Raw genomic sequence first — 26810 nt, forward strand, 5'->3', positions numbered from 1 at the left:
TACGAAAAGGCCCGCGAGGCCACGCAAGCAATTCCGGCTAAAGCGCCCCTTCATCGTTGCCGATAAGAACGAACGGAAACGTTCATAAGAAAGCCGCAAGAGATGTTGATCCCCTGTGTCCCATCGCGACGCCCGTGCCTCGCCGCCGCGTCGCTGCCTCTGCTTGCCGGTGCGGTCATGGCCGCGGCACTGAGCGCCTGGACCTCGCCTGTTGGCGCCGCGTCTGCGGCGTCGCTGGCGGGCGCTTCCGCACAGGCCGACGGCGGCGCGGGCGATGACCTCGCGTCGATGCCGCTCGAATCGCTGATGAGCCTCACCGTGAGCGGCGCGACGCGCATCGAGCAGTCCGCGTCGAGCGCGCCTGCGGCCGTGATGGTCCTCACCGCGACCGACATCCGCGATTACGGCTGGCGCACGCTCGGCGACGCGCTCGCCACGCTGCCGGGCCTCCATGTCAGCTCGGACCGCATGTACTCGTATCTCGGCGCGCGCGGCTTCCAGCGTCCGGGTGACTACAACAGCCGCTTCCTGTTGCTGATCGACGGCATGCGCCTGAACGATGCCGTCTATGGCCAGGCGCCGATCGGCCTGGATTTTCCGGTGGACATGGATCTCGTCGAGCGCATCGAGTACATACCCGGTCCGGGATCGGCCGTGTATGGCTCGAACGCGTTGTTCGGCGTCGTCAACGTCATCACGAAGAAGGGCAGCGCAATCGGCGGCGCGCAAGTCGCGGGCGCGGTCGGCAGCTTCGGCGAGAAGGAAGCGCGCGGCACCTACGGCTGGCATGGCGTGAATGGCGCCGATCTCGTGCTGTCCGCCACGGCCTACGAGCGCCACGGACAAGACCTTTACTATCCGGAGTTCGATACGCCGGACCAGAACCACGGCATCGCGCAGAACCTCGACGGCGAGCGCAACCAGACGGTGTTCGCCAAGTTCGGCATGGGCGGCTTTCGCGTCAGCGCGGGTTATGGCAATCGGACGAAAGACGTGCCTGGCGCGCCGTATGAAGCCGTGTTCAACGCGCCGTTCAGCGTGACTGACACGCGCTCCTTCCTCGATGCCACGTACACGCAGAACGTGCGCGAGGACATCGCGATCGACTACGAACTCTATGCGGGCCGCTACGACTACACGAGCCGCGAGTTGCAGGCGCCGGCGCCCGGAACCGCCAACGTCGACGGCGATCATGCTGCCTGGTATGGCGGCGATGTCCACGCGACCGTGCGCACCGTGCCGCGCAATCGCATCATGGTGGGCGTCGACTACACGATGAACGCGGCGCAGAATCAATGGAATTACAACGTCGCGCCGTACGCCAGGCTGCTCGACGATCACCGCATGAGCCAGCGCGCGGGCTTCTATATCGACGATGAAATCAAACTCGCCGAACCGCTCACGCTCGATATCGGCGGGCGCTTCGACACGGAGACGCACGTGGGCGGCAACTTCAGCCCGCGCATCGCGCTCATTTGGCGGCCGACCGCGAGCGATACGCTCAAGCTGATTTACGGCGGAGCGTATCGCGCCCCGAACGCGTACGAGATGTACTACGCGATTCCCGGCGATGGCGGCCAGCTCGCGAATCCGATGCTGAAGTCCGAGCATATCGACACACAGGAGATCGTCTACGAACGCGCGCTCGGCAGCCTGGGGCGCGCGACCGTCACGCTCTTTCGCTATACGCTGCGCGATCTGATCACCGAGTCGATCGATCCCGATACGGGCCTCTATGTCTTTCGCAACGTCGATCGCGCGCAGGCACGCGGCGCAGAACTCGCGTGGCAGCAACAGTTCGCCTCGGGCGTGCGCGCCCGCGCGAGCTATTCGTATCAGTTCTCGCGCGATTCCATCAACGGCGGCGCATTGCAGAACTCGCCGCGCCACATGGGCAAACTCAATGTGAGCGCGCCGTTGTTCGCGAAGTGGGCGCGCGTGGGCGCGGAAGCGCAGTGCATGTCGTCGCGGCTCGCAGAAGCCGGTTCGGCTGGCGGCTACTGCGTCGCGAACGTGTCGGTTCATAGCCGCAAGCTCGTGCCGCGCGCGGACGTTTCCTTGTCCGTCTACAACGTGTTCGATCGCCGCTACGCCGATCCCGCCGGCCCCGGCTTCGCGCAGGACGTCATCGCGCAACAGAGCCGTACGTTGCTCGCCAAAATGGTCTACGGGTTCTGATGATGTGGATGCGTCGCTGCATAGCGTTGTCTCTCTGCGCGGCCGGATCGGTCGCGGCATGGCACGCGCACGCGCAGGCGGACATGCGTAAGCTCGAGAGCGCGTACATCTTCAACTTCACGCAGTTCACGCAATGGCCCGCCGATCGCATGCGCACCGGCGAGCTGCGCGTCTGCGCGAGCGCGCGCAGCTCGATGCGCGAGGCGCTCGCCGCGCTCAACGGACGCGCGGTCGGCGCGCGCGTGTGGCGCTTCATCACGCTCGCGGAAAAGCGCTTCGCCGATTGCGACGTGCTCGCTCTCGATGACGGCGACAGCGCGAACGCTGAGATTCGCGATGCGCTCGCAGCGGACGACGCGCTGCTCGTCGTCGCGGGCGTGGGCGCGACCCCGCCGGGCGAGCCGGTCGTCGCGCTCATCGCGCAAGACGATCATCTGCGCTTCGATATCAACAATACGGAGGCGCTGCGCCGCAAGCTCGTGCTCAGTTCAAAACTGCTGCGGCTGGCAAGGAGGCTCAAGTGAGCGCCATCAAAATGCGCAGCGGAAGCACCGGCCGTCTCACGCTGCGCGCCAATCTGGTCAGCGTGGGCATCGCGCTCGTGGTCGCGAGCGTCGTGCTGCTGCTGTATCAGGCCGTGGCCTTTCGCAGCGCGCTTTACGACGACGCGTCCTTGCAAGCGTCGGTGATTGCGGAGAACGTGAGCGCGTCGCTCATGTTCGACGACGAAGGCTCGATGCAGGACGTCCTGCGCTCGCTCGGCCGCGTTCCCTATGTCGAGACGCTGAGTGTCTACGAGAGCGATGGGCGGCTCTACACACGCTATGCGCGCGCGGGCATCACCCGCGAGGAACTGTCGGAAGGCGCGCTGGAGTCGACGGAGCATCGCGACGCGCTTTCGCTCGGCGACGTTTTCGTGCGCGCGCCCATCGAACACAACGGCCATATCCTGGGACATGTGGTGCTCGTCGCGACGAGCGATCTCGTGCATCGGCATCTCGCGCAATACGCGTGCTTTCTCGGTGTTGCGTGTCTCGGCGCGATGTGGATTTCGACACTTGTGATGAACCGGATGCGGCGGCGCGTGAGCCAGGCCGAACGCGAACTGGAGCGCCTTGCCCGCACCGATCCGCTCACCAATCTGCCGAACCGTCGCACGTTCTATGAAACGCTGGAAGAGCGCGTGGCCAGCGCGAAGGAGCCGAGCCGCTATTTCGGCATCGTGTTGATCGATCTCGACGACTTCAAGACAGTCAACGACACGCTGGGTCACGGCGCAGGCGATGAACTGCTGCAGCACGTGGCGCGCGTGCTGAACGACACGGTGAGCGGCCGCGCCACCGTGAGCCGCATGGGCGGCGACGAGTTCGCGGTGACGCTCGAAAGCTCATGGAAGCGCACGGCGGTCGGGGAACTGGCGCGCGAGATCGGCACGGCGTTGTGCCGCCCGGCGACCTTCTTCGGCCGCGAAATCAACGTGACGGCGAGCGTGGGGTATGCGAGCTTCCCCGAGGCAGGCGACGACGGCGGCAGTCTTGTCACGAGTGCAGATATTGCGTTGTACGAAGCAAAAGCGCTCGGGAAGAACACGGTGGTCGGCTTCTCGCCGGAGATGATGCACGCGGCGCAGCGGCGCGCGTATCTCGAAGCGGAATTGCGCAAGGCCGTCGACAGCGACGCGCTTGAACTCGTGTTTCAGCCGCAGTTCGACTGCCGCAGCGGCACGCTCGTGGGCGCGGAGGCGCTCGCTCGCTGGACGCATATGAAAGAAGGCGCGGTGTCGCCGGGCGAGTTCATACCGATTGCGGAAAATAGCGATCTGATCGTGCTGCTCGGGCGCTCCGTGCTGCAGCGCGCGTGCGTTGCCGCCGCGACGTGGAATGCCGGGTGCCCGGGTATTGCCGTGCGCGTAGCGGTGAATGTGTCGGCGCGACAGTTGCGGCATCCGGCCTTCGTCGGCGACGTGATGGCGGCGCTTGCCACGAGCGGGCTCGCGCCGGCGCTGCTCGAACTGGAGTTGACCGAGAGCCATTTGATCGCGAATCGCGAGACAGGCATCGCCGTGATGAATCGTCTGCGGGCGGCGGGCGTGCTGCTGTCGATCGACGACTTCGGCACGGGCTATTCGTCGCTTTCGTATTTGCATGCGTTTCCGGTGAACACGCTCAAGATCGACCGGTCGTTCATCGAGCGGCTGCCTGAGGACGGTCAGCCGATCGTGACCGCGATCCTCTCGATGGCGCATAGCTTCGGCCTGGATGCGGTGGCCGAAGGAGTCGAAGATCCGAAGCAACTCGAATGGCTTATCGATGCCGGTTGCGATGTGGTGCAGGGATTTCTGACCGGGCGGCCGATGTCGTTGGAGCAGTTCCGTGAGTTGGTGGCGAGAGAGGGCGAGGAGAGCGTGCGACGACCATTCGGGTCCACGTGCGATGTGCAGAACGCTGGTCTTGTCGTTAGCTGACCAGCGCCTGCAATGGATCTTTTAGTTCGCGATGCGGATTGAAAAAACATCATGCTCGCGCGCCGCAGTGCCTCCGCATATAACATGCGCCGCGCGGCCCATGCTCGACTTCACGCATTGTTATGGCGTGAAAACCCGCAGCGGCTTCATTGTTCCAGCACGGCCTGCGGCGTATTGCGAAAGCTGATCGCCAAGCGGTTATAGGTGTTCATCAGGCTGATGGCGAGCGTGAGATCAACGAGTTCCCGCTCGTTGAACACGGCGCGCGCAGCGTCGTACGACGCGTCCGGCACGCCCGTCTGCGCCACCAGCGTGACCGATTCCGCCCACGCGAGGGCTGCGCGTTCGCGGTCATCGAAGAGATGGCCCGCTTCTCTCCATGCTTGCACCAGCGCGAGCTTTTCGATTTTCACGCCCTTTTTCAGCAGGTCGCGTGTGTGCATGTCGAGGCAATAGGCGCAGTTGTTGATCTGCGAGACGCGCAAATAGACCAGATCGACGAGGACCGGCGACAGGTCGCTCTGCATCACATATCCATAGACGCCGCCGAGGGCTTTGACGCCCGCGGGCGCAATCTGAACGTAGTCGAGACGCTTGCTCATGAGGTGACTCCTTGAAGTGGTGCGCTACTTGATGGGGGTGGTCAGCGCTTTATCATCGGTATCGGCGACGAAGACGGCGAGCAGCTTCGCAGGCTTCGTTTCGCTCGCATTGCGGCTTATGCGGTGAACCGAGCCGGGCTCCTCGAAGAAGCTTTCGCCGGCATGGTAGACGCGCTTCGGACCGTTATCGACTTGCGACTCGATCTCGCCCGATACAACGTACGCATAGATGAAAGCCGAGCCTGCATGCCTGTGCGCTGACGACGCCGCGCCGGGCGCGTAATCGACGACGACGGCGGTCAACGACTTGCCCGGAACGTTGGGAATGGCGTGCTGAAAGTTCGGCGTGACGGTCTCAGCCGCACCATGCGCCAGGGCCGGTACGGCGATGCCGAGCGCCATGGCGGCGCACGCGGCGCGCATGATGGATCGCATGTTCATGGGTGTTTGGCTCCTTTGTGTGTCTGCATTGTCGTGTGACGGGCGGACACGCAAAAGCACCAGGAATGGACATTTTCGATGCACCAAGACGGCGGGTGTGGCTTTCGTCAGTGGCGCCCGCGAACAACTTCCAGCAAGCGGGAACAGTTGGCCGCGAGCGTTCTTTCGTCGAGATTGGTCACGCCGAGCAGAAGCCCCTGTCGACTCGGGTCGGTCGTGTACCACGGTGAAAGCGGGACCGGGGCCAGCCCGAAAACACGCGCGCGAGAAGCGATATCGATATCCGATACGCCGGCCTGCGCAAGCGCGGCCACGACGGTCATGCCCGCGGAACCCTGCACGTCGATCGACTCCGAGCCCAGTTCCTTCAGACAACGCACGAGCGCTTCTTGCCTTCCCGCGTAAAGACGCTTCATGCGCCGGAGATGCCGAAGAAAGTGTCCGTCGTGCATGAACTCGGTGACCGCGTGCTGTACCGATGCAGCCGGCGCGGGCGAAAGGCACGCCGCGACATCGCCGAAGCCGCGCGCCAAGGGCTGAGGCACGACTAGAAAACCCAGGCGCAATGCCGGGCTGATGGTCTTGCTGAAGGTCCCGACGTGGAGCACGCGTGCGTTTCGGTCGAGCGAGGCCAGCGCCGGTGCAGCCCGTCCTCGCAACTGCAACTCGCCGAGATAGTCGTCTTCCACGACCCAGGCATCGTGGCGCTCGGCCCAGTCGAGCAGCGAGAGCCGTCGAGCGAGCGACATCGTCATTCCGAGCGGCGCCTGCTGGCCCGGCGTGACTACTGCCAGCGCGGCGGCGGGCGCGATGCGAATGCCTCTTTCGACATCGAGCCCTTCCGTGTCCACCGGCACGCCCGCCACGGTCATGCCGGCAAGCCCGAGCGCCGTGCGCGTGAGCGGAAAGCCGGGCTCTTCCATCCAGGCTTGTTTGCCTTCGATGCGCAGGCCGCGAATGGCGAGATTGAGCGCGCCGGCGAAACCGGCGGTAACGAACACCTGGGAGGGACTGCATAGCAGCCCGCGAGACACCGCGAGATACGACGCGATCTCCTGTCGCAGTTCGGGATCGCCGCGAGGGTCGGGATAGCCGACAGGAGCCGAAGCCGCCCGGCGCGCGGCGCGTGCCTGAATGCGTGACCAGAGTTTGAACGGAAACGCGTCCTGCGAGGGCACGCCCATCTGAAACGCGAGCGGGGCCGTGCTGAAGTCGTTGAACAGCTGTGGCAGCGGCGGCGATTCAGGCGACCATCCGGCCGTCGCAGGCGACGGTCTTGCCACGACTCGCGTGCCGGCCGCGCCCAATCCGACCGCGAATTGCTCGTCGATCAGACGTTCATAGGCCGCGCGAACGGTGCCTCGCGATACGCCGAGCTGGGCGGCCAAATCGGACCAGGAGGGCAGCCGTGCGCCGGCGGCAAGCTGACCCGACTCGATCGCATGGCGGATCGAACCATAGATTTGCGCGGAGAGCGGGAGGCCTCCGGCGCGATCGATTCCAATGGAAAGCGTTGCCATAGACGCGATAGTACAGTGGCTTCTAACGATCTTGGGCCTGTTCGATGACCCATGCGAAGCGTAACTTCACGGCTGCGGCGCCGCGAGTGAGTGCGGCGCGCGATGACCGACCGAATCAAAAGTGGCGTGCGATAGCAAGGCACGCTGTCATTCATTCGAGTAACCGATGAAGCCAGACAAAACCGGGCAGACGAAAGCCATGCTCGATATCGACATTCCCGACAGCCCGCTCGCGCGTGAGGCAGCCGAGCTCATCCGCGACACCGAGAGCGAATTGTTGTTCAACCACTCGACAAGGGTCTACTTGTGGGGCGCGCTGTTGGGCAAACGAAACGGTATCGGGTACGACACGGAGTTGCTCTACGTTGCGGCGATGTTCCACGATATCGGGCTGACGTCGGCTTATGGCACGAGCCAACTGCGTTTCGAGGTCGACGGCGCCAACGCCGCACGCGATTTTCTACGCAGTCATCGTGTTGACGAGGCTGACGTGGCGAAGGTGTGGACCGCGGTGGCGCTTCATACGACGCCGGGTATTCCCGAACATATGCACGGCGAAATCGCACTGGTGCAGGCCGGGGCGGGAATGGACGTAGCGGGGCGCGGCTTCGATGCGTTCACGCAAGCGCAGCGCGCGGCGGTGATCGCGGCGTATCCGCGCGGCGCCGACTTCGGCGAGAAGATGATCGATGCCTTCTACGAAGGGATGAAACACCGCCCGGGCACCACGTTCGGCACGTTCAACGACGATTTTCTCGCGCACAAGGACCCGAGCTTCGAGCGCGTGGACCTGTGCAGCATCATCCTCAATTCCAGGCTGCGTTGAAGGCGTGGACGGTTGTCACGAGCCCTCACTCTGCGTCCGATTGCCGAACGACCGTTTGCATCCATTGAGCCGGAATAAGCACTGAACGGCTGCGCACGGCACGGGCGCACCGCTGCGCGCGATCGAGCGCAACCCGCGCACGCGATCCCGCTCGCCAGCGTCGCAACCATCGCAGGCGACGTCGCACGCCCCGGCATGAGCAGCCTGCCATCTCACTCGGACTTTGTTCCATCGGTCGTTCTGCGTATCCGTTAAGTAACGCTTTCGACAACGTGCAAGCCTAACTGCTGCCCTACAATAGCTGTGCTGCATCGCTGGTCCTACAATAGGCATTCAGTACACAATTCGGCATTGGTCGTGGATAGCACAACCGCGCATTAGACGAGGAGAGGCGCAGTGTCAAAGCCAAAGTCGACGCTCCAGCGAACGACGGATTCACCGGTTACGGTCAAAAGCGACTTGCGGTTTCCAGTGGTTGGAATCGGTGCGTCGGCCGGCGGCGTCGAAGCCTTGCAGACGTTTTTCGAAAATGCGCCGAGCAGCATGGACATGGCGTTCGTCGTCGTGGTGCATCTGGCGGCAGAACATGCGAGTCACGTCGACGACATCCTGCAACGCACCACCGGCATGCCGGTGCGGCAGGTGACTGCCACGCTGCCGCTCGAAAAGAATCATATCTATGTGATCGCGCCGGGCAAGCGGCTGGAGATGTCGGACGGCTGCGTGAGAGCCACCGACCGCGACGCATCCGAGAGCCCGCCCTTTACCATCGACCATTTCTTCCGCACGCTCGCCGAGGCGCACGAGCAGCATGCCATCGGCGTCGTGCTGTCGGGCGCGGGATCGGATGGCGCGGCAGGGCTCATCCGCATGAAGGAAGCGGGCGGCATCACGCTCGCCCAGACTCCCGGCGATGCCGAGCACGCGGAGATGCCCCAGCACGCCATTGCGACAAGCCAGGTCGACATCGTGCTGCCCGCATCCGAAATGCCGCAGCGGTTGATCGAATTGTGGGCCAACGCCCAGCGCATTCAGTTAGAAAGTCTCGAAGTGGCAGAACCGGCAAACGACCGCACGCGTCGGATGGCGAGCGACCCGGAGCGCGCCTTGTCCGACATATTGATGCACCTGCGCGTGCGCACGGGGCACGACTTCCGGCTGTACAAGCGCGCGACGGTGCTGCGGCGTATCGAACGGCGCATGCAGGTCAACGGACAGCGCGATCTGATGGGCTATCGCGACTTCCTGCGCGCGACGCCCGACGAAGCGAACGCATTGCTCGGCGACATGCTGATCGGCGTGACGCAGTTTTTCCGCGACCGCGGTGCGTTCGACTATCTGGAACGCGAGGTCATCTCCACGCTATTCACCGAAGAGCCGGGCGAGGGGCAGGTGCGCGTCTGGGTGGCCGGTTGCGCCTCCGGCGAGGAAGCCTATTCCATCTCGCTGCAACTGGCGCAGGCGCGCGACGCCGCGACTTCGGCCCGCTCGATTCAGGTGTTCGCCACCGACATCGACGAAGCGGCGATCTCGCGTGCGCGCGCCGGCTCGTATCCGCTCTCGATTGCGAACGACGTGCCGCCCGCGCTCCTGCAGCGCTATTTCGTGCGTCAATCGGCGCACTACGTCATCGCGAAGTCGGTGCGCGAGCGCATTCTGTTCGCCTCGCATAGCCTGCTGCGCGATCCGCCGTTCTCGCACCTCGATCTGATCTCCTGCCGCAACGTGCTGATCTACCTCGAACGCGCGGTGCAGCGGCAGATTCTCGAGCTGTTCCACTTCGCGCTGCGGCCGAACGGCTACCTGTTTCTCGGCACCGCCGAATCGGCCGATGCCGCCGACGACCTCTTTGTCGTCGTCGACAAGAAATGGCGCATTTACCGGGCGCGCACCGTCGCGCATCGCACGAAGCCCCCAGTCGGTTTCCCACCGCTGATGCAGCACGAAGCAGGCACCGCGGACGACCGCGCCGCGGCCACCGCGCCGCTGCGGGCGCCGGCCAGTCCCGCGCAGCGCAGCTTCTCCTTCACGGAGTTGCATCAGCGCGCGCTGGAGACGTATGCGCCGCCGAGCGTGATCATCGACCGGGACTCGAACGTGGTGCATCTGTCGGACAACGCGGGCCGCTTCCTGCGCCATCCGGGCGGCGAACTGTCGAGCAACATCATGTCGCTGGTGCTGCCGGACTTGCGGCTGGAACTGCGCACCGCGATTTTCCGCGCGCTGCAAACGGGCACGAGCGTCGAGGCGCGCCGCGTGAAGTGGGTGCACGAGCCGCGCGCCTCGTGGATCAACATGACGGTGCGGCCGTTCCACGACAAGGTGGCGAATGCCGGCTTTCTTCTGATCGTGTTCGATGAAGTGTCGGCTCGCATGACCGACGAAGAGCACGCCGAAGCCGCCGGCCAGGACCCGGTGCTCGCGCAGCTCGAACAGGAGTTGCAGCAAAGCCGCGAGCAGCTGGCAACGATTATCGAGCAGTACGAAACATCTGTCGAGGAACTGCGAGCGTCGAACGAAGAACTGCAGGCGATCAACGAAGAATTGCGCTCGACCAGCGAAGAACTGGAAAGCAGCAAGGAAGAACTGCAGTCGGTCAACGAGGAACTCACCACCGCGAACGCGGAATTGCAGGCGCGCATCGAAGACACCGCGAAGGCCAACGACGACTTGCACAACATCATCGAGTCGAGCGAGATCGCGACGGTGTTCGTCGACAAGGAGATTCGCATCAAGCGCTTCACGCCGAACGCGACGGCGATCTTCAATCTCATCGATAGCGACATTGGCCGGTCGCTCTTTCACATCACGCATTCGCTGCGCTACCCGACACTCGCCGACGACGTGCGGCAGTCGTTCCAGTCGTTGCGGCTGACCGAGCGCGAGATTCAGAGCGAGACGGGCCGCTGGTATCTGATGCGCCTGTTGCCGTATCGCACGGCCGACGATCATATCGACGGCGCGGTGATCACGCTCATCGACATCACCGACCGGCACCACGCCGAAGAGGCGGCGCGCGCGAACGAGCAGAGGCTGCGTCTCGTCGCTCAGTCCACCAAGGATTACGCAATCATCATTCACGACCGCGACGGCTTGATCGTGAGCTGGAACGCGGGCGCGGAAAGAATCTTCGGGTACGCGGAAGACGAAGTGATCGGCCGGGATATCGAGCTCATCTATGAGACGAACGACCGGCTGGCGTTCGTGCCCGCGCGCGAGCGCGAAACCGCGCTGAAGGAAGGCCGCGCCGACGACGAGCGCTGGCATCGCACCAAGGACGGCCGGCGCATCTATTGCAGCGGCGTGGTCACGCCGATATCGGACGCTTCGTTCAGCGGCTTCGGGAAGATCGTCCGTGATCTGACCGAGCGCAAGCAGCGCGAGGATGCGAGCCGCGAGGCGTTGGAGCAGGAGCAGCGAGCGCGCGAGCAGGCGCTGAGCGCGAATCAGGTGAAAGACGAGTTCATCGCGGTGCTCTCGCATGAGCTGAAGCATCCGCTCAATCTGATAGGCGTGAAGTCGGAGATGCTGCCGCGCTTGCCGGAGGTCCGGCACATCGACGCCGTGCGCGAAGCGGCCGTGTCGATCAAGCAGGCGGTGCGCAGCCAGGCGCAGATCATCGACGATCTGCTCGACTGGTCGCGCATTCAGACCGGCAAGCTCACGCTCGAAGTGCAGCGGGTGGACCTGGCTGCAATGCTCAGCAGCATCGCGGATGCATGCGAGGAAGACGCCGGTTCCCGTGGCATCTCGCTCGAAACGCATCTGGCGGAGGGACCGGCAATCGCGCTCGCCGATCCTGTCCGGTGCGAGCAGATCATCTGGAACCTCGTTTCAAACGCGCTGAAGTTCACTCATGCCGGCGGCCATGTGAAGCTGCATCTGTCGCATGAAGGCCGCATGCTGCGCATCGACGTCGCCGACGACGGGCAGGGCATGGACGCGTCGATGGTCGCGTATGTATTCGACATGTTCCGTCAGGGCCCGCGCGACCGCGTGCGTGGCGGTCTCGGCATCGGCCTCGCGCTCGTCAAGCAACTGGTCGAGAAGCATGGCGGCAGGGTCGCGGCGGCATCGGAAGGTCACGGCATGGGCACGACGATGTCGGTATGGCTGCCGGCGGCCGACGCCCCGCCGCCTGTGAGCGCCGTCACGCGAGACGACGCCAGTATCGTCGGGCTGCACATTCTGCTGGTCGAAGACGACGACGAAACCGGCGCTTCGCTGACCGCGCTGCTCGAACTGGAAGGCGCGGTGGTCGAAGCCGTGACGGATGCGGACGCAGCGTTGACGCTTCTTGCGGAGAAGCCGATCGACGCAATGGTGTCGGACATCGACCTGCCGGGCATGAACGGTTATGAACTGGTGCGAACGATCCGCGCGAATCCGGAATGGGCTGCGCTGCGCTGCGTCGCGCTCAGTGGACACGACCGCCATGAAGACATTCAGGCCGCGCATGAAGCGGGCTACGATGTGCATCTGGCGAAACCGCTCGACTTTTCACGATTGATGGATGCACTGGGCGTCTTGACCCGCGATCAGGGCAGCCAGGCTACCGGCTAGGCTTCGCACTGGCGCGCGGGTGCAACAACGTGCAATGCGGGCCGGGGCGGTTCGATTCAATGAAATGCAACGTCGCCCCGGCACGCTTATCTTCGGCGCGTGAATGTCGCTTTACGCATGCGAGCTTTGATTCAACTACTTCATGCGCTTTCGCGGAGCGCAGCACACCGGACCCACATCGCGACGTTTCCTCAGTCAGTCAGACCGGCAATGCACGCCCCCGCGCGCACTGTCGATTCACAGCGGGCCCCGAACTGATCGGCTTGACCGATACGAACGAGGGCAGGCGCAAATAATGCGGCCTACGTCGGGTGGAGGCCCTATGGAACATCGAGATATTGTTGTCATTGCGGCGTCTCGCGGCGGACTTCCCGTCCTGAGGACGCTGGTGACACAGTTGCCCGCGGACCTGGACGCCACGCTTTGCATCGTGCTGCACATAGGCAGGCATCGAAGCGTTCTGCCCGAGCTGCTCTCACGCTGGGGCTCTCACGTGGCGATTCATCCGAGCCACCAGGAAGTGCTGCAGCGTGGCAGAATTTACGTGGCGCCGCCCGATCGCCACATGGTTTTGCGCGACGGCAAGGTGTGCCTTCTCGATACCGCCCCGGAGAACTTCGCGCGGCCCGCCGCCGATCCGCTGTTCAGATCGGCCGCCGTCGAATATGGAAGCCGCGTCGTGGGCGTCGTGCTCAGTGGCGACCTCGATGACGGCGCCGCAGGCCTCGCCTCGGTTCACGCGCGGGGCGGTTACGGCGTGGTTCAGCAACCGGATGACTGCGAGGCCCCGTCCATGCCGCGTAGCGCGATCGCCGCCGGGGGCGTGGATGTCATCGCGAAGCTGGATGAACTTCCGGGGGTCCTTGTTGCAGCCGTCAACGGGGCGAAGCGGCGGAAGGAGCATTGCATGAGTGATCGGCCAGACCTCGATCGCGAGGCACAAATTGGTGAGAGTGGGCTCGTCGAACCGCAAGTGCTCGACGAGATCGGTCAGCGTTCGGCGCTCACCTGTCCCAGTTGCAACGGGGCGCTTTGGCGGCTCAACGACGACTGGCCTTTACGCTACCGATGCCATACCGGGCATGCATTCTCGATGCTGTCGCTCGAAGAAGCGACCGCGCAGACCGCCGATCACGCGATCTGGAGCGCGCTGCGCGCCGTGCACGAACGCATCATCTTCGCGCGCGAGCGGCAGCAGTGGGCGCAGCGCGTGGGCAGCGACACGGACGTGGCCGTGGAACAGGCGCGCATCGACGAGAATGAGAAGCTGGCGGAACTGCTGCGCGCCGCAGCGAATGTTCGCGAGCCTTAATGGGCCATAACGAGCCGCGAACACCGCTGTTATTACATCGATTCACTCGCGCCTGGCGCAGACCGAGGGCGGGAAGCCATGGGTCTGAGCGCGAGGATGGCCGATGGGCGTCGCGATAGACGTGTCAGAGTCCAACGGTCTTATCCAACCGTTATCGCCTGCACTGGCAGCGGGTAACGGCAGTGGGCGGGTCTCGCTCTCTCGCGCATCGTTCTCTTGCTGCGTTACAGAGTGCGTCGAACGCGCTGTCGTGAAGTAGGCGCTTCATAACTCGTGACTATCTCCGTCGCGCAGGCGCGACTACACGGTTCGTCACCGCATAGGAGAGTGCGCCATGAAACTCGGCAAGTGGTTCGCGGTTGCGCTGATGCTGTTGATGACCGCATGCGCAAGCCTTCCGCCGCAAGCCGAACGCGAGGAATCACACGCCCTGACCGACACCTCGAACACGCGCCTCGGCAGGTCGTTCTCGACGAGCGAGGCCGCTCATCCTGGCGACAACGCGTTCCATCTGCTACCCGATGGCATGGATGCGCTCATCGCACGCGTGATTCTGAGCGAGACCGCCGATCGCACGCTCGATCTCCAGTACTACATCTGGCATTCGGACCTCACGGGTCGCGAGATGGCCGCGTCCATCATGCGCGCGGCCGATCGCGGCGTGCGCGTGCGTCTTCTGCTCGACGATCTCGGCACGAACGCCGACGATCAGTTTCTCCTCGCGCTGGCCTCGCATCCACATGTGCAAGTGCGTCTCTTCAATCCTGTGGCGAATCGCACGTTCAAGAGACTCGGCGCGGCAGCGGAGTTCTTTCGCGTGAACCGACGCATGCATAACAAGGCGCTCATCGCGGACAATCAAGCGGCGATTCTCGGCGGACGCAATATCGGCGACGAGTACTTCGGCGCATCGAGCACGGTCGCGTTCGGCGATCTGGATGTGCTCGTGCATGGACCTGTCGTGCGTGAAGTATCGAGCGCGTTCGACCTGTACTGGAACTCGGATGAGGCCTATTCGATTGAAAATCTCCTGCGACGTCATGCCGACGCGGACTCATTAGCTGAGTATCGCGAGAAGCTCGATGCTTATCTGCTGTCGGAAGAACATTCGCCGTACGTGGCGAACGTGCGCGAGCGTCTCGCAACCGTGATCGAGCAGCGCGGCACCGAATTCTCATGGGGCAAGGCAACGCTTCTCTACGACGATCCGGCGAAGATCACGCGCGCGCCCGGCGATGCCGAAGGTCATCTGATTTCGCAGTTCAAGGCGCTGAAGCTCGATCCCGAGAAAGAGATGCTGATCGTATCGCCCTATTTCGTGCCGCGCGAGGAGGGCGTGCGCTGGCTTCGGTCGATGACGTCGCGGGGCGTGCGCGTGACGGTCCTGACGAATTCGCTAGCGGCGACGGATGTCGCTGCGGTGCACGCCGGCTATCAACGCTATCGCAAGGAAATGCTCGAAGCGGGCGTGCGCTTGTATGAGTTGAAGCCGGTCGCGTCGACGGATGACCACGAGAGCAAGAAGAAGTCGACATTCGGATCGTCGAAGGCTTCGCTGCATGCGAAGACCTATGTCTTCGACCGCAAGCGCATTTTCATCGGCTCCATGAATCTCGACCCGCGTTCCATCGAATTGAATACGGAGATCGGCGTCTATTGCGAAAGCGCGGCGGCGGCTGAACAAGTGGCGACCGGTATCGGCACGAATATCGATCGCATCGCATGGCGTGTCGAGTTGCAGGACGAGGGCAACGGTGGCACGCGCATGGTGTGGGTCGACACGGACGCCAACGGCAACACTACGCTGCTCGAAAAGGAGCCGGGCGTGTCGGCGTTCAAGCGCGCGGGCATCTGGATGCTCGGCATTCTGCCGATAGAATCGCAGCTGTGATTCACCGCACGCGCAGCGGGAACCGACTTCGAAATGGTGCGCGTCTTTCCGGCGTCTCGCTTCATGAACCGAAGCACAGGCGCTTCTCAACGCTTGGTTCGAAATCGCACGAGGCTATTCAGTATTTAATGTCTCTTGCAGCTTGCCGTCCGTGTTGCTTCGTCTCCCGCTTGTCCTGACGGCACTGCGCATTCGATTGCTGATCCGCGGCGCGGCAATCTTGTTCGGTATGCCGGGCGGACTGGCGCGTGTCCTGACGCACATCGCGCGCGGCGCGGCGTTGTTGCGCCTGCTGTGTCGGCAAAGCGCTATCCGGCCACGACAGCGCGAGGATGGCGGTGGCGATCGCGATAAACCTGAGTGTGCGCGCGATCATGATGTACTCGTCAGCTCGGTATCTTGTCGTCGATGACGCGCTGCGCTGCTTCGAGGCCAGTTGACAGAGCCTCGTCCTCCGTGCGGAAGACGGTGTGGGCTTCGGAGACCAGCCGAACCGGCACGCCGACCGGCCGCTTCGGCTCGGCGGTGCAGACGCTCACAAGCGCGATGAATCCCACCGTGCCGCCATATCTCGCATCCTGCGACACGGCTCGAACCGGCTCGAGCTGAACCGTGATCTCGAATCCTCGATAGGGATAGCTTCGCTCCATCGATTCGCCCTCGCGAGTTTCCGCCAACGGCAAGCGCGCCTACCGTCTGATCAAACCGGCAACCACCGCAGCCGCCTACGTAAAACCATTCTAGTTGGTCGGCATCTCGATCCGCAGGGGCGTAGGGGTTTGTGCTTACGAGAGTCACGCCGCCCACGGTTCACGGCAAGAGCGACGCAAGCACTTTTCCCGTTGAGTCTTACGTCACACGAGACGCGCGCCGCCATCGACGTTCAGCGTCGCTCCGTTCATGAAGCCGTTGGTCATCAGGAACACGACGCCTGCGCCGGCTTCGCTTGCGGTGCCGAGCCGATGCAACGGCAGCGTCTTCTCCATGTTCGCCACGACCGCATCGCGCGCGTCACCGAGCGCCTTGCGCAGAATCGGCGTGTCGATCGGACCGGGCGACAGCGTGTTCACGCGCACCGGCGCGAGTTCGAGCGCGAGGCCGCGCGCGAGCGCTTCCATGGCCGCGGACGCCGCCGCGAGCACGGCGGTGCCGTAGGCGTTCGGACGGTCGGCGAGACTGCCGGAGATGAACGTGATCGAGCCATCGGCGCTCAAGCGGTCTCCCAGCGCGCGAATGACGTGCACGGCCGCCCAGATGCGCTCCTCGAACGCCGTTCGAAGATGCGCGACGTCGGCTTCGCGCACCGTCCCCGCGACGAAGGTGCCCGCCAGCAAGACGAGATGATCGACCTTCGGAATGTCGCGCACGGCCTGCTGGAGAGCGTCCGCGTCGGTTACGTCCGCCGCGCGCCAGCCGGCGAAGCCATGTTCCGCGGCGACGCGCTGAGCCGTATCCGCGGATCGTCCGACGACGATCACATCCGCGCCGGCCCGCTTTGCCTGAATAGCCGCGTCGAGCCCGATGCCCGACGTTCCGCCGAAAATCAGCGCCGTCTTGCCTGCCAGCGCGCGTTGAGCGACTTCTTCGGCCTGTGTGTCTTGCGCTTTCATGTTCGCGTTCATGTCCTTCTCCTGTTTGACTTCGCCGGTTTGGCGTGGATGGAAGAAGGTTAAATCGCGAAGACTGGCTTGATAATGGGGCCGACGTTCGCTTTAATGATGCCATCATGGAACAAATCGCCATCGAACGACTGACCGGGCTGATTGCTTTTGCGCGCGCGGCGTCGCTCGGCAGCTACACGGCCGCCGCGCGATCGCTTTCCGTTTCGCCATCGGCGATCAGCAAGAGCATCCAGCGACTGGAGCAGCATTTCGGCCTCAGGCTGTTCAGCCGGACCACGCGCTCGCTGACGTTGACGCCGGAGGGGCGCGACCTTCTGGAGCGCACGCAACGTTTATTGCGCGAGGCGGAAGGTATCGAGCAAGGCGTCGCCGCTGCGCGCGCGGAGCCAGCGGGAACGCTCAAGGTGACGGCGCCGCTGCCCGTCGGCGTGAACATCCTCGCGCCGGCTTTGCCCGCGTTTCGCCGGCAGCATCGGAAAGTGACCGTCGATGTGCGCCTGAGCGATCGTTACGTCGATCTGATCGAGGAGGGCGTGGATGTCGCTATTCGAGTCGGCGATCCCGGCGACACGCGGTTAATCGCGCGCCGTCTCGCACCGCATCGGATTTGCGCGTTCGCATCGCCCGAGTATCTTCGGGAGCGAGGCGTGCCGCGGCATCCGAACGATCTCGTGCAGCATGATTGCGTGAACTTCCGATACCAGTCGACAGGGCAGGAGGCGGCGTGGCCGTTCAACGTGGGCGGCAAGCTCGTCGAGTTCACGCCTGCGTCGGCTTTGATGATCGACGTCAGCGACGCGGTTGCTTCGGCATTGGCCGCCGGCGCCGGGATCGGGATTTCAACGACTTATATCGCGGCGTCTTACGTTCTAAGGCGCGAGCTCGTACCCGTGCTGCATGAGTTCGCCTATGACCGATTCCATTTGCATGCCGTGTGGCCCGAAAGCCGACGCAGCAATCCTGCCGTGAAAGCGTTCGTCGCCTTTTTACAGGGCATTTTCCCGTCTCCCGCGCCTTGGGACGTACTCGTACGGGATCACGCTTCCTAGCTGCTTTGATCACATTAGCGGGGAGCTACAGGCGCCAACGCGCTGATTGTTCGGAACGTCTAGCGTTCCTTGTTCGTTTCGCGCGTCGGTTTTGCGGAAGACTACCGCCGCGACCTGCCGACGCTCTTGTTGACATAGTTGCGGTGCGCAACTACAGTAGTTGCGTATCGCAACTGAAAACCTTTCTATGTCACCCGAAAATCGTCAGACCGCCCCGTCGTCGAACACCGTGCGCCAGGTCCGTGATTCCTCCCGCAAGCTGGTTCGCGAACTAGGATTCATGAGCGCAACGCTGGCAGGCACCGACCTTTCGCCGTCTGCCGTACATGCAGTGCTCGAAATCGGCGCAAGTCCCGGAATGAACGGTAAGGAACTGGCAGAGCTGCTGAGATTGGATAAGTCCAACAGCAGCAGGCAAATCGCGCGTCTGGAGGCGGCCGGAATCGTCGAGCGACGCGCGTCCGACGGCGACGCCCGCTCTTCAGAACTCTATTTGACGCATGCAGGAAAGTTACTCAGGCAGAAGATCGACCGCTTCGCGTCTACTCAGGTGTCGAAGGCGCTCGGGCGCTTGAGCCATTCCGATCAATTGGCCTTGGTGCGTACAGTCGGACTGTATGCCGATGCATTGGGGCAAGACAATGGAGCCAACGCACCGATGAACAAAACGCTTTCTGCGTCGATAGTCGAGGGGTACCGGCCCGGCTGCATCGGTGATGTGGCCAGCTTGCACGGGCGCTTTTATGCGCAGCACTGGGGTTTCGGCGCCTTCTTCGAAAAGAGAGTCGCGACGGAACTGGCCGCGTTCGCCGAAGCGTTGCCGCAAGAGGGCAAAGCGCTCTGGCTCGGTGAACGCGACGGCCGCACGCTTGCATCCCTTGCCATCGATGGGAATCTCAAGAGCGGAGTAGCGCATCTGCGTTGGTTCATCGTGGACGACGCGTTGCGCGGTACGGGCATAGGAAGGCAACTCATGACGCGCGCAATGGAGTTCGTCGACGCGCATTTCGCCGAGACGTACCTGTCTACCTTCAAGGGTCTGGACGCAGCGAGGCACCTGTATGAGTCATTCGGCTTCAAACTGTGCGAAGAAGCTCAGGGCACGCAATGGGGAACAAGCGTCACGGAACAACGCTTTGTTCGTCGAACCGCCTGCCCCTAGTGGCTGTACCCGCTGCTGACGTAACGCCCGCTATCTCACCACCACCATGGACGCAAAGAGCCTCGCTCGTCTGGATCGATGTGGTGACCGCGGCTCCCGTCATGCCCGTGGTGATGATCCTCGTCATGTTCTTCGCAACGGTGCCCGGCTTTCGGCAGGCCGCTTACCTTGCGAATGTATCCGGTGCTCTGCGCCGCTTCGGCAAAATACAAATCGCCTTCCGGCCCGAACGCGAGTCCTCTGGGACCGCTCAAAATGCCAGCCTGAGTGGCGGGGCCGCCGTCGCCGCTATGACCGTCCATTCCACTGCCGGCAATGGTCGTGATGATGCCGGTGTGCCTGTTCACCTGGCGCACGCGGTAGTTGAAGGTATCGCTGATCGTCAGGTTGCCCGCGCAATCGAACGTGATGTGCGTGGGGAAGTTCAAGAGCGCGTCGGTGGCGAGAATGCCATCTCCGTTGTAGCACGCGGAGCCGCCAATCTGCTGGCATGTGGGCCCCGCGCCGGCTACCTTGGTGACCGTGCCGGTCGATGCGTCGAAGCGGACGACATTCGGCGGCGCCGGATCCACCACGTACAGAACGCCGTGCCGGTCGAACGCCATGGTCACGATGTACGTGGCGCCCAGCTCGACAACGGTCGAGATGATGCCGGTTCGATGGTCCACTCGCCGGATAAGACCGGCCGCTGAATCGGCAATGTAGAGATCGCCTTCGCGGTTCACCGCGACATCGTTGGCGAATACCGTTGCTTGCGTGGCCGGACCGCCGTCACCGCGATTGGGCACATTCGGCGTTCCGGGGCCCGCGACCGTGGTGATGACGCCGGTCTCGCGATCGACCCTTCGAACGACTCTGGCATTGCCCGAATCGCCGATGAAGACGTTACCGGCGCGGTCGAGCGCGACGCCTGTCGGATAGTCGAGCAGGGCTTGCGTGGCGGGGCCGCCGTCGCCGCTATAGCCTGCTTGCCCGGTGCCGGCGATGATCGTCACCGTGCCGTTCCTGTGGTCGATGCGCCTAACCACGTGATGCGTCGGTTCGGCCGTATAGATGTTGCCCCATCGGTCCGCCGCGATGGCTTCGGCCTGAATGCTCTGCGCGCCTTCCCCGCCTGCGAAGGTAGTGATCGTCTGCGCTTGGGCGGCGTGCGCGGTTGCGATCAACAGCATTGCGTAGAAGGCTCGCAACGTGGCAGCGATGCTTCGGCTAACCTGTGTAGCGTGCGGCATACGTCCTCCATTTCGCGTCATCGAAATGCACGACCATTCGAAAAGTCGATGTCGCGGAATGTAGGATGTTGTGGCCACGAAGGAGCAAGCCCGAAAGCGTCCAAACCGCCCGACACTTCATTTTAGTAATAAGTATCGAAAAGCAAATGACTTTTCATCCTTACGATTGAGTCGTTGCCTTCCATGCTCGCGGCACGCGATGAAAGTTGCGGTCGAAATAGATCAGGCTGTCGCCATCGCTTCGCACCTTGATGTGCGTCGTTTGCACGAACATCACCGCATGCGAGCCGACATCTTTTGCTTCGACGATCGTGCCTTGCAAGCTCGCTAGCGCGCCACGCAAAACGGGTACGCCGTTCTCGCCTTCGTCCCAAACCGGCAATTGAAAGCGCTCTTCCATCGATAACCCCGTCATGCCCGCGAAGTGTCGCGCGATGCTCTCCAGACTCGCCGGCAGGACGTTGATGCAAACCTGTCGATTGCCGTCGAAGACCGAATGCATCGCGCTCGACCGGTTCAGGCACACGAGCAGCGTCGGCGGCGCGTCGGTGACGGAGCAGACCGCGCTCGCCGTGATGCCGCATCGTCCGTGCGCGCCGGCCGTGGTGATGACATTGACGGCTGCGCCGAGGTGGGCCATCGCTTGTCGGAACTGTTGGCGCTGCGAATCGAGTTCGGTGTGGACGGATGCGGCTTGTGCGGACATGATGTTGAGTCTCCGGCTTGATCTGCCATGAATGCAGATACATGGATGAAATGTGGCTTGGCTAGCGCACTTTTGAGTGGTTACGATGGCCGTTCGAAATTCGCATGCACGCGCCATATCGTTAGCGCATGAAAAGCCCACCATTGATATCCCAGCACGCACCGTTGGCGAAGTACGCATCGGCGGAAGCGAGCATGACGGCGACATCGGCAATGTAAGAGGCAGAGCCAAGGCGTCCCACCGGAATGCCGGCAATCACCTTCTCCAGCTTGTCCGCGGGCACGCTCTCATGCACGATCGCCAGATCGAGCGGTCCCGGCGAGATCGCGTTGACTGTCACGCCATGCGCCGCGAGATCGCGTGAGAAGACCTTGGTGAGCGTGATGGCGCCGCCTTTGGCCGCCGCGTAATGCGCGCCGGTCGCCGAGCCGCCGTTCTGCCCCGCGAGCGACGCGATATTCACGATGCGCCCCGCGCCATGCGTCGCGAAGTACTGCCCGAACACCTGACAGCCGAACAGCACGCTACGCAAGTTCACGTCGATGACCTGATCGAACTCTTCCGCCGTGATCTCCATGACGGGCACCACCTTCGACGCGCCCGCGTTGTTGACGAGCGCATCGATCGCGCCCCAGCGGTCGATCAGCGCATCGCGCGCGGCCTCGAAGTCGGCCTTTGAGGTGACATCGAGCCTGAGCGCGAGTGCGCTCGACCCGTCGCCGCTCAACTCACGCGCGAGCCTCTGCGCGGCATCAAACGCGATATCGCCGAGCGCCACTTTGTAGCCCGCGTCATGAAAGCGGCGCGCGAGCGCCTCGCCCAGTCCACGCGCGGCGCCTGTAATGAGCACGACTCTCTTCGACATGACATGTCCTCGTCATTCGTTGGATGCGAGCGCAGATTCGATGCGCGCCGCGACCGCGCACACGGTCTCGTCCTCGCCCTTGCGGCCGACGATCTGCAATCCGGCCTTCATGTGCGTTCCGTTTATCGGCACCGGCAACGTGATGGCAGGATGCCCGCTGAGATTGAACGGCCGTATGAGCGACGACATCGCGATGACCGACGTTCCCGCGCGCGCCGCCTCGATGGTGATCGGAAGCGACGGAAGCGTCGGGAGGATGAGCACGTCCGCGTCATCGAGCGTGCGGTCGACTTCATCCGTGATCGCGCGGCGGATGCGTTCCGCGTTCTCGAGATCGGCGGCGTTCGTATTGGCCGCCGCGCGCAGGCGGGCTTCGATATCGGCGCCGAGCTTGCCGGTATCGATGAGATGGCCAAACGCGCGCCACGTCTCCGCGTTGATGACGGCCAGCCCCGCTGCAAAGGCATCGCGCATCGACGCGAGCGCCACAGGACGCGTGGACAAGCCGCTGCGTGTCATCGCAGAGGCAACCGCGTGCCTGATGTTGTCGTCCGCATCCACATGGAGCATCGCGACTCGCGCATTCGCAACATCGCGGCGCGCGCGGCCCGCCTGAAACGACGGATCGATTGCGAGCATCACGTCGATGATCGTGTTCATGTCACGCGCGAACGGACCGACGCAATCGAGCGTGGTCTCGCGCGGCGCGACGCCATCGCGCGATACGCGTCCGAACGTCGGCTTGAGGCCGATCACGCCGCAGCATGCCGCCGGGCCGCGCACCGACCCGCCGGTGTCGGTGCCGAGCGCGGCATCGACGAGATGCAGGCCGACCGCGGACGCCGAACCGCTCGACGATCCGCCCGGAATGCGCGCCGCATCCTGTGGATTGCGCGGCGTGCCGCAGAAGTCGTTGATGCCGGTCATGCCGAACGCCAGCTCGTGCATGTTGGTCTTGCCGGTGATGCGCCAGCCCGCGTCGAGCAGGCGCTGGGCGACTTCGGCGTGGCGCGTGGCGGGCGGCGCATCGGCGAGCGCGCAGCTCGCGGCGGTCGTCGCGTAGCCCGCGATATCGATGCTGTCCTTGATCGCAATCGTCGGCGCGTCCGGACGTGCATGCGCGATGAGATCGAACTCGTGCAAGAAGGCGCTCATGCAATGACTCCGTGAGCGGGATTGACGGACCACGGTGCGTCGAAGAGACGCTCGGTGCGGAAGTGGCGGATCAGCCAGATGGCTTCGTCGTGCGATGAGGGCGTGAAGTCCACTTCGAGCCGCGCTGCGATGAGTTCGGCCCGGCCATCGACATAACCGGAAGCCTGCAACATGATCCAGCGGCCTTTCGCCGACTCGCCGTGCACTTCGATATGCTCGCTTGTCAGAAAGTGCGTGTTCGTCGTGAAATGCGGCGTGGGCGGCAGATAGCGCTGCAGCATCGCGACGATATTTGCCGGTCCGACTAAGCGACCGAACTTGTTTGCATACTGCGGGCCGATGCCTTCCCACACAGCATCGTCGGAGAAGAGGGCGGCGAGCGATTCGCCTTCGAGCGCGCGCGCGGGCACGTCGCACAGCGCCATGTACCGCGCGATGCTTCTGCGGACCGCGTTGTGCGCCTCCAGCGCGCGCAAGCGCTCGACGATGGTCTCGTTCATCGCATCACCCATGATTGCCGACCGCGGGCGGCACCGTCAGCGCGCGGCCCACGCGTGCTTCGATCTTGCCGTAGCGCCACAAGTTGTACTCGCCGACCGGCGTCGTGCGATACAGATTGCAGACGGCGACGGCGGTGTCGAAATCGGCGACATCGGCCATGATGTAGAAGGTCCACGGCGCGCCGTCCGCGTTGCCGACGACGAGCCGGTCGTCATCCATCACGCCAAGCACCCGCACGTTGTCCATCGCTTCGATGGCGTTGAGCATCTTGCCGTAGGCTTGCCACACCTCGCCGATCTGCTCGCGCGGCAGATCGAAGAAATTCTGCGAGACGCCGCAGCAGAACAGCACGCGCAGGGGCAGGTTTCGCGTATCGGGCATCGTCAGGTTCCTGTTCAACCTTTTTGCATGGGGCGATTACAGATAGCCGCATTGCACTGCACGCTATCGACCGAGCGCGCGAGCGGTCTTTCCGCCCAGACCGAAATCCGTATTCGGTATGTCCTTGATCATCACGCGCGTGGACTGCAACGGCACGTCGAGTTCGGCGGCGCTCGTTTGACACAGCTGCGCGATCAGCGCTTCTTTTTGCGCTTCCGTGCGGCCCGCAATCAGAATCGCGATGATGACCGGCAACGCATCACGCGTGAGTTTTCCGCCCAGACCGATGTTCGACGCCGGCAACTCCGACAACAGAATGCGCACCGATTCAGCCGGCGCGCCGATCGCATCGACGGTCGCCTGTGTCAGACCGTGAATGAGCGAGGCCTTGCGATCATCGGCATGGCCTTGCGGCAGATAGACTTCGAGAGTCGGCATGGCAGTTCATCCACGAGCATCAAAGCAGAAAGCCGATGGAACTCAGTGCTTCCGTCGAGTTAATCAGCCGAATCACCTTCTCGACGAGACGCGGCTCGCCGTCGGTCATGCTGATCTTGTGCGTGAGATCGGCCGCGAAGATGGTCGACACGCCGCGCTTGTACGCGATGATGATCTGCGACGACTTCACTTCGACGAGATCGGCGCTCTCCGACGAACGCGTGAAGCGCGACACCGTGCGCACCGTGCGCGCCGCATCGGATGCGGACGCCGAGTAGCCCGACGTCATGCGCTGCACGCGCAACTCGCGCATGTGCTGATCGTCGAACGCGTAGTTCAAGGTCGCGGCGTAGTCGGTCGTATCGGGATCGATCGGCACGACATAGATGCCTTTCGGGTCCCACAACTCCAGCCACGCGCGGTAATCACGGCGGTCCAGAAGTTCGGCTTCGCGCCAGATGAACTCGATCGCGCGTGCGAACGTCTGGTCGGATAAGAGTGTGTTGCGGTCGTCCATCATGCTTGCTCCATCATTGCGCGCCATTGCCTGTACGCTTCGCGCATGCCGGTTTCGTCGGTAGCGTGCGCGGTCTTTTCGCCGTTCGGCGCGGTGGTTTCGCGGTTCAGGCCGCGGTTCACGAGGATCGGTACATCGGGGCCGGCGTAAGAGCCGCGCTGCACGCGCTCCCAAGCTTCGGCGTCGTCGGGACTGCCGAATCCGAACGGACCCTGAAAGTGTTCGTGTATGCGCAGACGCACTCGGTTCGCTTCCTCGGGGCCGCCGTCCATTCCCAGCGCGACGTGGCGAATTTCCGTTTCCTCTGCGGAAATGGGCCGCAGCACGCGGAAGAAAGCCATCGACAACGCAAGGTTCGGAAAGAGGTTCAGATTGAAGCCCACGCCCATCAGCGAACGCACAATGCGGCGCACTTCCTCGGGCGTATGCTTTTGCGCGAGTTGCGCGGCGAGTTCATTGAAACGCTCGGGCAAGGGCGCGCCGTCGTCTTTGTCGAGATCGACGATCTCCGGCACCAGCACCGCGAGGCTGTGACCATTGCCGAGCGAACGGCAGAACGCTTCGTCGCTCGTCATAAAGCTCGTGATGGCGGCGGCGGTTTCATCGTCGATGGACTTCATCCATGACTTGTGCACGACCGGGAAGTGATACAGGTCCGTCGTGTTCTCGAGCTGGATCTTCCAGTTGCCCTTGAACTTGAACTTGTGCTCGCCGTTGGCCTTGATCGGATAGCCCGCGCCTTGCTTCATGAAGAGATCGATCCAGGGCTTCGCGCCGCCGAGAAAGTCTTCGAGCGATTCGATGCTTTCATTGAAGCTCGCGAAGATCAAGCCCTGATACACGCCGACGCGCAGCTTCTTGAGCGGCAGATCGCCTTTCTCGCACACGCCTTCATAACCGTCGCCATAGGGCAGCGCGCGCAGCGTGCCGTCGAGCGCATAGGACCAGCTGTGATACGGGCACGTAAAGCCCTTCGCGTTGCCCTTGTGCTCTTCGCAGACGGTCGCGCCGCGATGACGGCAACGGTTTTGCAGCACGTTCACCGCGCCCGTCTTGTCGCGCACCACGATGACCGGCTGTCGGCCGATGGTGGTCGTCACGAAGTCGCCCGGTTTCGGCAACTCGCTCTCATGCGCGACCCAGACCCACGTTTTATAGAAGATGCGTTCGAGTTCTTCTTCGAACAACTGCGGATCGTAGTACAGGGAAGGCGCGATGCGATCGGCCTCGGCGCGCTTCGCGAGCGCGCTCGTGTCGATGGTTTGATAGGTCGGCGTACTCATCGTGATCGTGGGAAGTAGTTGAGTGGCTCAGATGAGGAAAGGCATCGACATCAGCGCATCCTCTCGTTGACATCAGTCTCGCTTTACGAAGATCATGCGTCA

25 protein-coding genes are annotated in these 26810 nt (G+C 63.3%); 9 read left to right on the forward strand and 16 right to left on the reverse strand.

All coding sequences use genetic code 11. The features are described from left to right. Positions 1–177: 177 nt before the first annotated feature. The 3 genes from HWX53_RS15845 (at position 178) to HWX53_RS15855 (ending at position 4642) form a co-directional block, all read left to right on the forward strand. On the forward strand, positions 178–2178 hold the full coding sequence (locus tag HWX53_RS15845) for a TonB-dependent receptor (RefSeq protein WP_175942547.1): 2001 nt from the start codon (positions 178–180) through the stop codon (positions 2176–2178). Positions 2179–2261: 83 nt separating this feature from the next. Beyond that, entirely contained in the window at positions 2262–2702 is a 441-nt protein-coding gene (locus HWX53_RS15850; RefSeq protein WP_175942549.1) for a YfiR family protein, read from the forward strand. Further along, positions 2699–4642: an EAL domain-containing protein gene (locus tag HWX53_RS15855; RefSeq protein ID WP_244140145.1), complete on the forward strand. Its 1944-nt coding sequence runs from the start codon at positions 2699–2701 to the stop codon at positions 4640–4642. The genes HWX53_RS15850 and HWX53_RS15855 overlap by 4 nt, the downstream gene beginning before the upstream one ends. A 146-nt stretch (positions 4643–4788) precedes the next feature. Here the strand turns inward: HWX53_RS15855 and HWX53_RS15860 are convergent, their stop codons facing one another. The 3 genes from HWX53_RS15860 to HWX53_RS15870 all read right to left on the reverse strand — a co-directional run bounded on the left by HWX53_RS15860 (position 4789) and on the right by HWX53_RS15870 (position 7205). Next, positions 4789–5244, reverse strand: coding sequence for a carboxymuconolactone decarboxylase family protein (locus tag HWX53_RS15860; protein WP_175942551.1), 456 nt, complete (start codon positions 5242–5244; stop codon positions 4789–4791). 24 nt (positions 5245–5268) lie between these two features. Continuing rightward, entirely contained in the window at positions 5269–5685 is a 417-nt protein-coding gene (locus HWX53_RS15865; RefSeq protein ID WP_175942553.1) for a cupin domain-containing protein, read from the reverse strand. Between the two features lie 107 nt (positions 5686–5792). Continuing rightward, on the reverse strand, positions 5793–7205 hold the full coding sequence (locus HWX53_RS15870; protein WP_175942555.1) for a PLP-dependent aminotransferase family protein: 1413 nt from the start codon (positions 7203–7205) through the stop codon (positions 5793–5795). 166 nt (positions 7206–7371) lie between these two features. Between HWX53_RS15870 and HWX53_RS15875 the strand changes: the two genes are divergently transcribed. Next, complete coding sequence (locus HWX53_RS15875; RefSeq protein ID WP_175942557.1) at positions 7372–8031, forward strand: HD domain-containing protein; 660 nt, start codon at positions 7372–7374, stop codon at positions 8029–8031. Positions 8032–8408: 377 nt separating this feature from the next. Here HWX53_RS15875 and HWX53_RS27680 read toward each other — a convergent pair whose 3' ends face one another. Next, positions 8409–8582, reverse strand: a complete 174-nt coding sequence (locus tag HWX53_RS27680) for a hypothetical protein (RefSeq protein WP_241270094.1) — start codon at positions 8580–8582, stop codon at positions 8409–8411. On the opposite strand from HWX53_RS27680, the gene HWX53_RS15880 reads away from it, so the two are divergent. The 3 genes from HWX53_RS15880 (at position 8503) to HWX53_RS15890 (ending at position 15797) form a co-directional block, all read left to right on the forward strand. Next, positions 8503–12594 carry a CheR family methyltransferase gene (locus tag HWX53_RS15880; RefSeq protein WP_244140191.1) on the forward strand — a complete coding sequence of 1364 codons (4092 nt, stop codon included), beginning with the start codon at positions 8503–8505 and terminating at the stop codon, positions 12592–12594. The genes HWX53_RS27680 and HWX53_RS15880 overlap by 80 nt on opposite strands. A gap of 322 nt (positions 12595–12916) precedes the next feature. Further along, positions 12917–13906, forward strand: a complete 990-nt coding sequence (locus tag HWX53_RS15885) for a chemotaxis protein CheB (protein ID WP_175942562.1) — start codon at positions 12917–12919, stop codon at positions 13904–13906. Between the two features lie 334 nt (positions 13907–14240). Further along, a complete protein-coding gene (locus HWX53_RS15890; protein ID WP_175942564.1) occupies positions 14241–15797 on the forward strand; it encodes a phospholipase D family protein in 1557 nt (518 codons plus the stop codon). A gap of 118 nt (positions 15798–15915) precedes the next feature. Here the strand turns inward: HWX53_RS15890 and HWX53_RS15895 are convergent, their stop codons facing one another. From HWX53_RS15895 to HWX53_RS15905, 3 genes are all read right to left on the reverse strand, one after another. Further along, on the reverse strand, positions 15916–16173 hold the full coding sequence (locus HWX53_RS15895) for a hypothetical protein (RefSeq protein ID WP_175942566.1): 258 nt from the start codon (positions 16171–16173) through the stop codon (positions 15916–15918). Between the two features lie 10 nt (positions 16174–16183). Next, on the reverse strand, positions 16184–16474 hold the full coding sequence (locus tag HWX53_RS15900) for a hypothetical protein (RefSeq protein ID WP_244140146.1): 291 nt from the start codon (positions 16472–16474) through the stop codon (positions 16184–16186). Between the two features lie 177 nt (positions 16475–16651). After that, positions 16652–17419, reverse strand: a complete 768-nt coding sequence (locus tag HWX53_RS15905) for an SDR family oxidoreductase (RefSeq protein WP_244140147.1) — start codon at positions 17417–17419, stop codon at positions 16652–16654. Between the two features lie 104 nt (positions 17420–17523). Here HWX53_RS15905 and HWX53_RS15910 point away from each other — a divergent pair, with 104 nt between their 5' ends. Next, positions 17524–18468, forward strand: a complete 945-nt coding sequence (locus HWX53_RS15910; protein ID WP_175942568.1) for a LysR family transcriptional regulator — start codon at positions 17524–17526, stop codon at positions 18466–18468. A 187-nt stretch (positions 18469–18655) separates the two neighbouring features. After that, a complete protein-coding gene (locus HWX53_RS15915; protein ID WP_175942570.1) occupies positions 18656–19630 on the forward strand; it encodes a helix-turn-helix domain-containing GNAT family N-acetyltransferase in 975 nt (324 codons plus the stop codon). Positions 19631–19665: 35 nt separating this feature from the next. Here HWX53_RS15915 and HWX53_RS15920 read toward each other — a convergent pair whose 3' ends face one another. The 9 genes from HWX53_RS15920 to HWX53_RS15960 form a co-directional block, all read right to left on the reverse strand. Then, a complete protein-coding gene (locus tag HWX53_RS15920; protein ID WP_244140148.1) occupies positions 19666–20802 on the reverse strand; it encodes a hypothetical protein in 1137 nt (378 codons plus the stop codon). A gap of 220 nt (positions 20803–21022) precedes the next feature. After that, positions 21023–21568 carry a 4-hydroxyphenylacetate 3-monooxygenase, reductase component gene (gene hpaC, locus HWX53_RS15925; RefSeq protein ID WP_175942574.1) on the reverse strand — a complete coding sequence of 182 codons (546 nt, stop codon included), beginning with the start codon at positions 21566–21568 and terminating at the stop codon, positions 21023–21025. 121 nt (positions 21569–21689) lie between these two features. Continuing rightward, the gene (locus tag HWX53_RS15930) at positions 21690–22433 is read right to left on the reverse strand and encodes an SDR family NAD(P)-dependent oxidoreductase (RefSeq protein ID WP_175942576.1); all 744 of its coding nucleotides are present in this window, start codon (positions 22431–22433) and stop codon (positions 21690–21692) included. A gap of 12 nt (positions 22434–22445) precedes the next feature. Continuing rightward, positions 22446–23588, reverse strand: coding sequence for an amidase (locus HWX53_RS15935; RefSeq protein WP_175942578.1), 1143 nt, complete (start codon positions 23586–23588; stop codon positions 22446–22448). Next, positions 23585–24100, reverse strand: a complete 516-nt coding sequence (locus HWX53_RS15940; protein WP_175942581.1) for a nuclear transport factor 2 family protein — start codon at positions 24098–24100, stop codon at positions 23585–23587. Before HWX53_RS15940 ends, HWX53_RS15935 begins: the two co-directional genes overlap by 4 nt. Then, the gene (locus HWX53_RS15945; RefSeq protein ID WP_175942584.1) at positions 24093–24470 is read right to left on the reverse strand and encodes a hypothetical protein; all 378 of its coding nucleotides are present in this window, start codon (positions 24468–24470) and stop codon (positions 24093–24095) included. Before HWX53_RS15945 ends, HWX53_RS15940 begins: the two co-directional genes overlap by 8 nt. Before the next feature lie 63 nt (positions 24471–24533). Next, complete coding sequence (locus HWX53_RS15950) at positions 24534–24908, reverse strand: tautomerase family protein (protein ID WP_175942587.1); 375 nt, start codon at positions 24906–24908, stop codon at positions 24534–24536. A gap of 19 nt (positions 24909–24927) precedes the next feature. After that, a complete protein-coding gene (locus HWX53_RS15955; protein WP_175942589.1) occupies positions 24928–25428 on the reverse strand; it encodes an aromatic-ring-hydroxylating dioxygenase subunit beta in 501 nt (166 codons plus the stop codon). After that, entirely contained in the window at positions 25425–26708 is a 1284-nt protein-coding gene (locus tag HWX53_RS15960) for an aromatic ring-hydroxylating dioxygenase subunit alpha (protein WP_175942591.1), read from the reverse strand. The genes HWX53_RS15955 and HWX53_RS15960 overlap by 4 nt, the downstream gene beginning before the upstream one ends. Positions 26709–26810: the final 102 nt, after the last annotated feature.

The sequence above is a fragment of the Caballeronia sp. BCC1704 genome, from assembly GCF_902833455.1.
Classification (GTDB): domain Bacteria; phylum Pseudomonadota; class Gammaproteobacteria; order Burkholderiales; family Burkholderiaceae; genus Caballeronia.

Coding starts and splice junctions, on each gene's coding strand:
- HWX53_RS15845 (WP_175942547.1), top strand. CDS start 178: ATGGCCGCGGCACTGAGCGCCTGGACCTCGCCTGTTGGCGCCGCGTCT.
- HWX53_RS15850 (WP_175942549.1), top strand. CDS start 2,262: ATGCGTAAGCTCGAGAGCGCGTACATCTTCAACTTCACGCAGTTCACG.
- HWX53_RS15860 (WP_175942551.1), bottom strand. CDS start 5,244: ATGAGCAAGCGTCTCGACTACGTTCAGATTGCGCCCGCGGGCGTCAAA.
- HWX53_RS15865 (WP_175942553.1), bottom strand. CDS start 5,685: ATGAACATGCGATCCATCATGCGCGCCGCGTGCGCCGCCATGGCGCTC.
- HWX53_RS15870 (WP_175942555.1), bottom strand. CDS start 7,205: ATGGCAACGCTTTCCATTGGAATCGATCGCGCCGGAGGCCTCCCGCTC.
- HWX53_RS15875 (WP_175942557.1), top strand. CDS start 7,372: ATGAAGCCAGACAAAACCGGGCAGACGAAAGCCATGCTCGATATCGAC.
- HWX53_RS27680 (WP_241270094.1), bottom strand. CDS start 8,582: ATGTCCATGCTGCTCGGCGCATTTTCGAAAAACGTCTGCAAGGCTTCG.
- HWX53_RS15885 (WP_175942562.1), top strand. CDS start 12,917: ATGGAACATCGAGATATTGTTGTCATTGCGGCGTCTCGCGGCGGACTT.
- HWX53_RS15890 (WP_175942564.1), top strand. CDS start 14,241: ATGAAACTCGGCAAGTGGTTCGCGGTTGCGCTGATGCTGTTGATGACC.
- HWX53_RS15895 (WP_175942566.1), bottom strand. CDS start 16,173: ATGATCGCGCGCACACTCAGGTTTATCGCGATCGCCACCGCCATCCTC.
- HWX53_RS15905 (WP_244140147.1), bottom strand. CDS start 17,419: ATGAACGCGAACATGAAAGCGCAAGACACACAGGCCGAAGAAGTCGCT.
- HWX53_RS15910 (WP_175942568.1), top strand. CDS start 17,524: ATGGAACAAATCGCCATCGAACGACTGACCGGGCTGATTGCTTTTGCG.
- HWX53_RS15915 (WP_175942570.1), top strand. CDS start 18,656: ATGTCACCCGAAAATCGTCAGACCGCCCCGTCGTCGAACACCGTGCGC.
- HWX53_RS15920 (WP_244140148.1), bottom strand. CDS start 20,802: ATGCTGTTGATCGCAACCGCGCACGCCGCCCAAGCGCAGACGATCACT.
- hpaC (WP_175942574.1), bottom strand. CDS start 21,568: ATGTCCGCACAAGCCGCATCCGTCCACACCGAACTCGATTCGCAGCGC.
- HWX53_RS15930 (WP_175942576.1), bottom strand. CDS start 22,433: ATGTCGAAGAGAGTCGTGCTCATTACAGGCGCCGCGCGTGGACTGGGC.
- HWX53_RS15935 (WP_175942578.1), bottom strand. CDS start 23,588: ATGAGCGCCTTCTTGCACGAGTTCGATCTCATCGCGCATGCACGTCCG.
- HWX53_RS15940 (WP_175942581.1), bottom strand. CDS start 24,100: ATGGGTGATGCGATGAACGAGACCATCGTCGAGCGCTTGCGCGCGCTG.
- HWX53_RS15945 (WP_175942584.1), bottom strand. CDS start 24,470: ATGCCCGATACGCGAAACCTGCCCCTGCGCGTGCTGTTCTGCTGCGGC.
- HWX53_RS15950 (WP_175942587.1), bottom strand. CDS start 24,908: ATGCCGACTCTCGAAGTCTATCTGCCGCAAGGCCATGCCGATGATCGC.
- HWX53_RS15955 (WP_175942589.1), bottom strand. CDS start 25,428: ATGATGGACGACCGCAACACACTCTTATCCGACCAGACGTTCGCACGC.
- HWX53_RS15960 (WP_175942591.1), bottom strand. CDS start 26,708: ATGAGTACGCCGACCTATCAAACCATCGACACGAGCGCGCTCGCGAAG.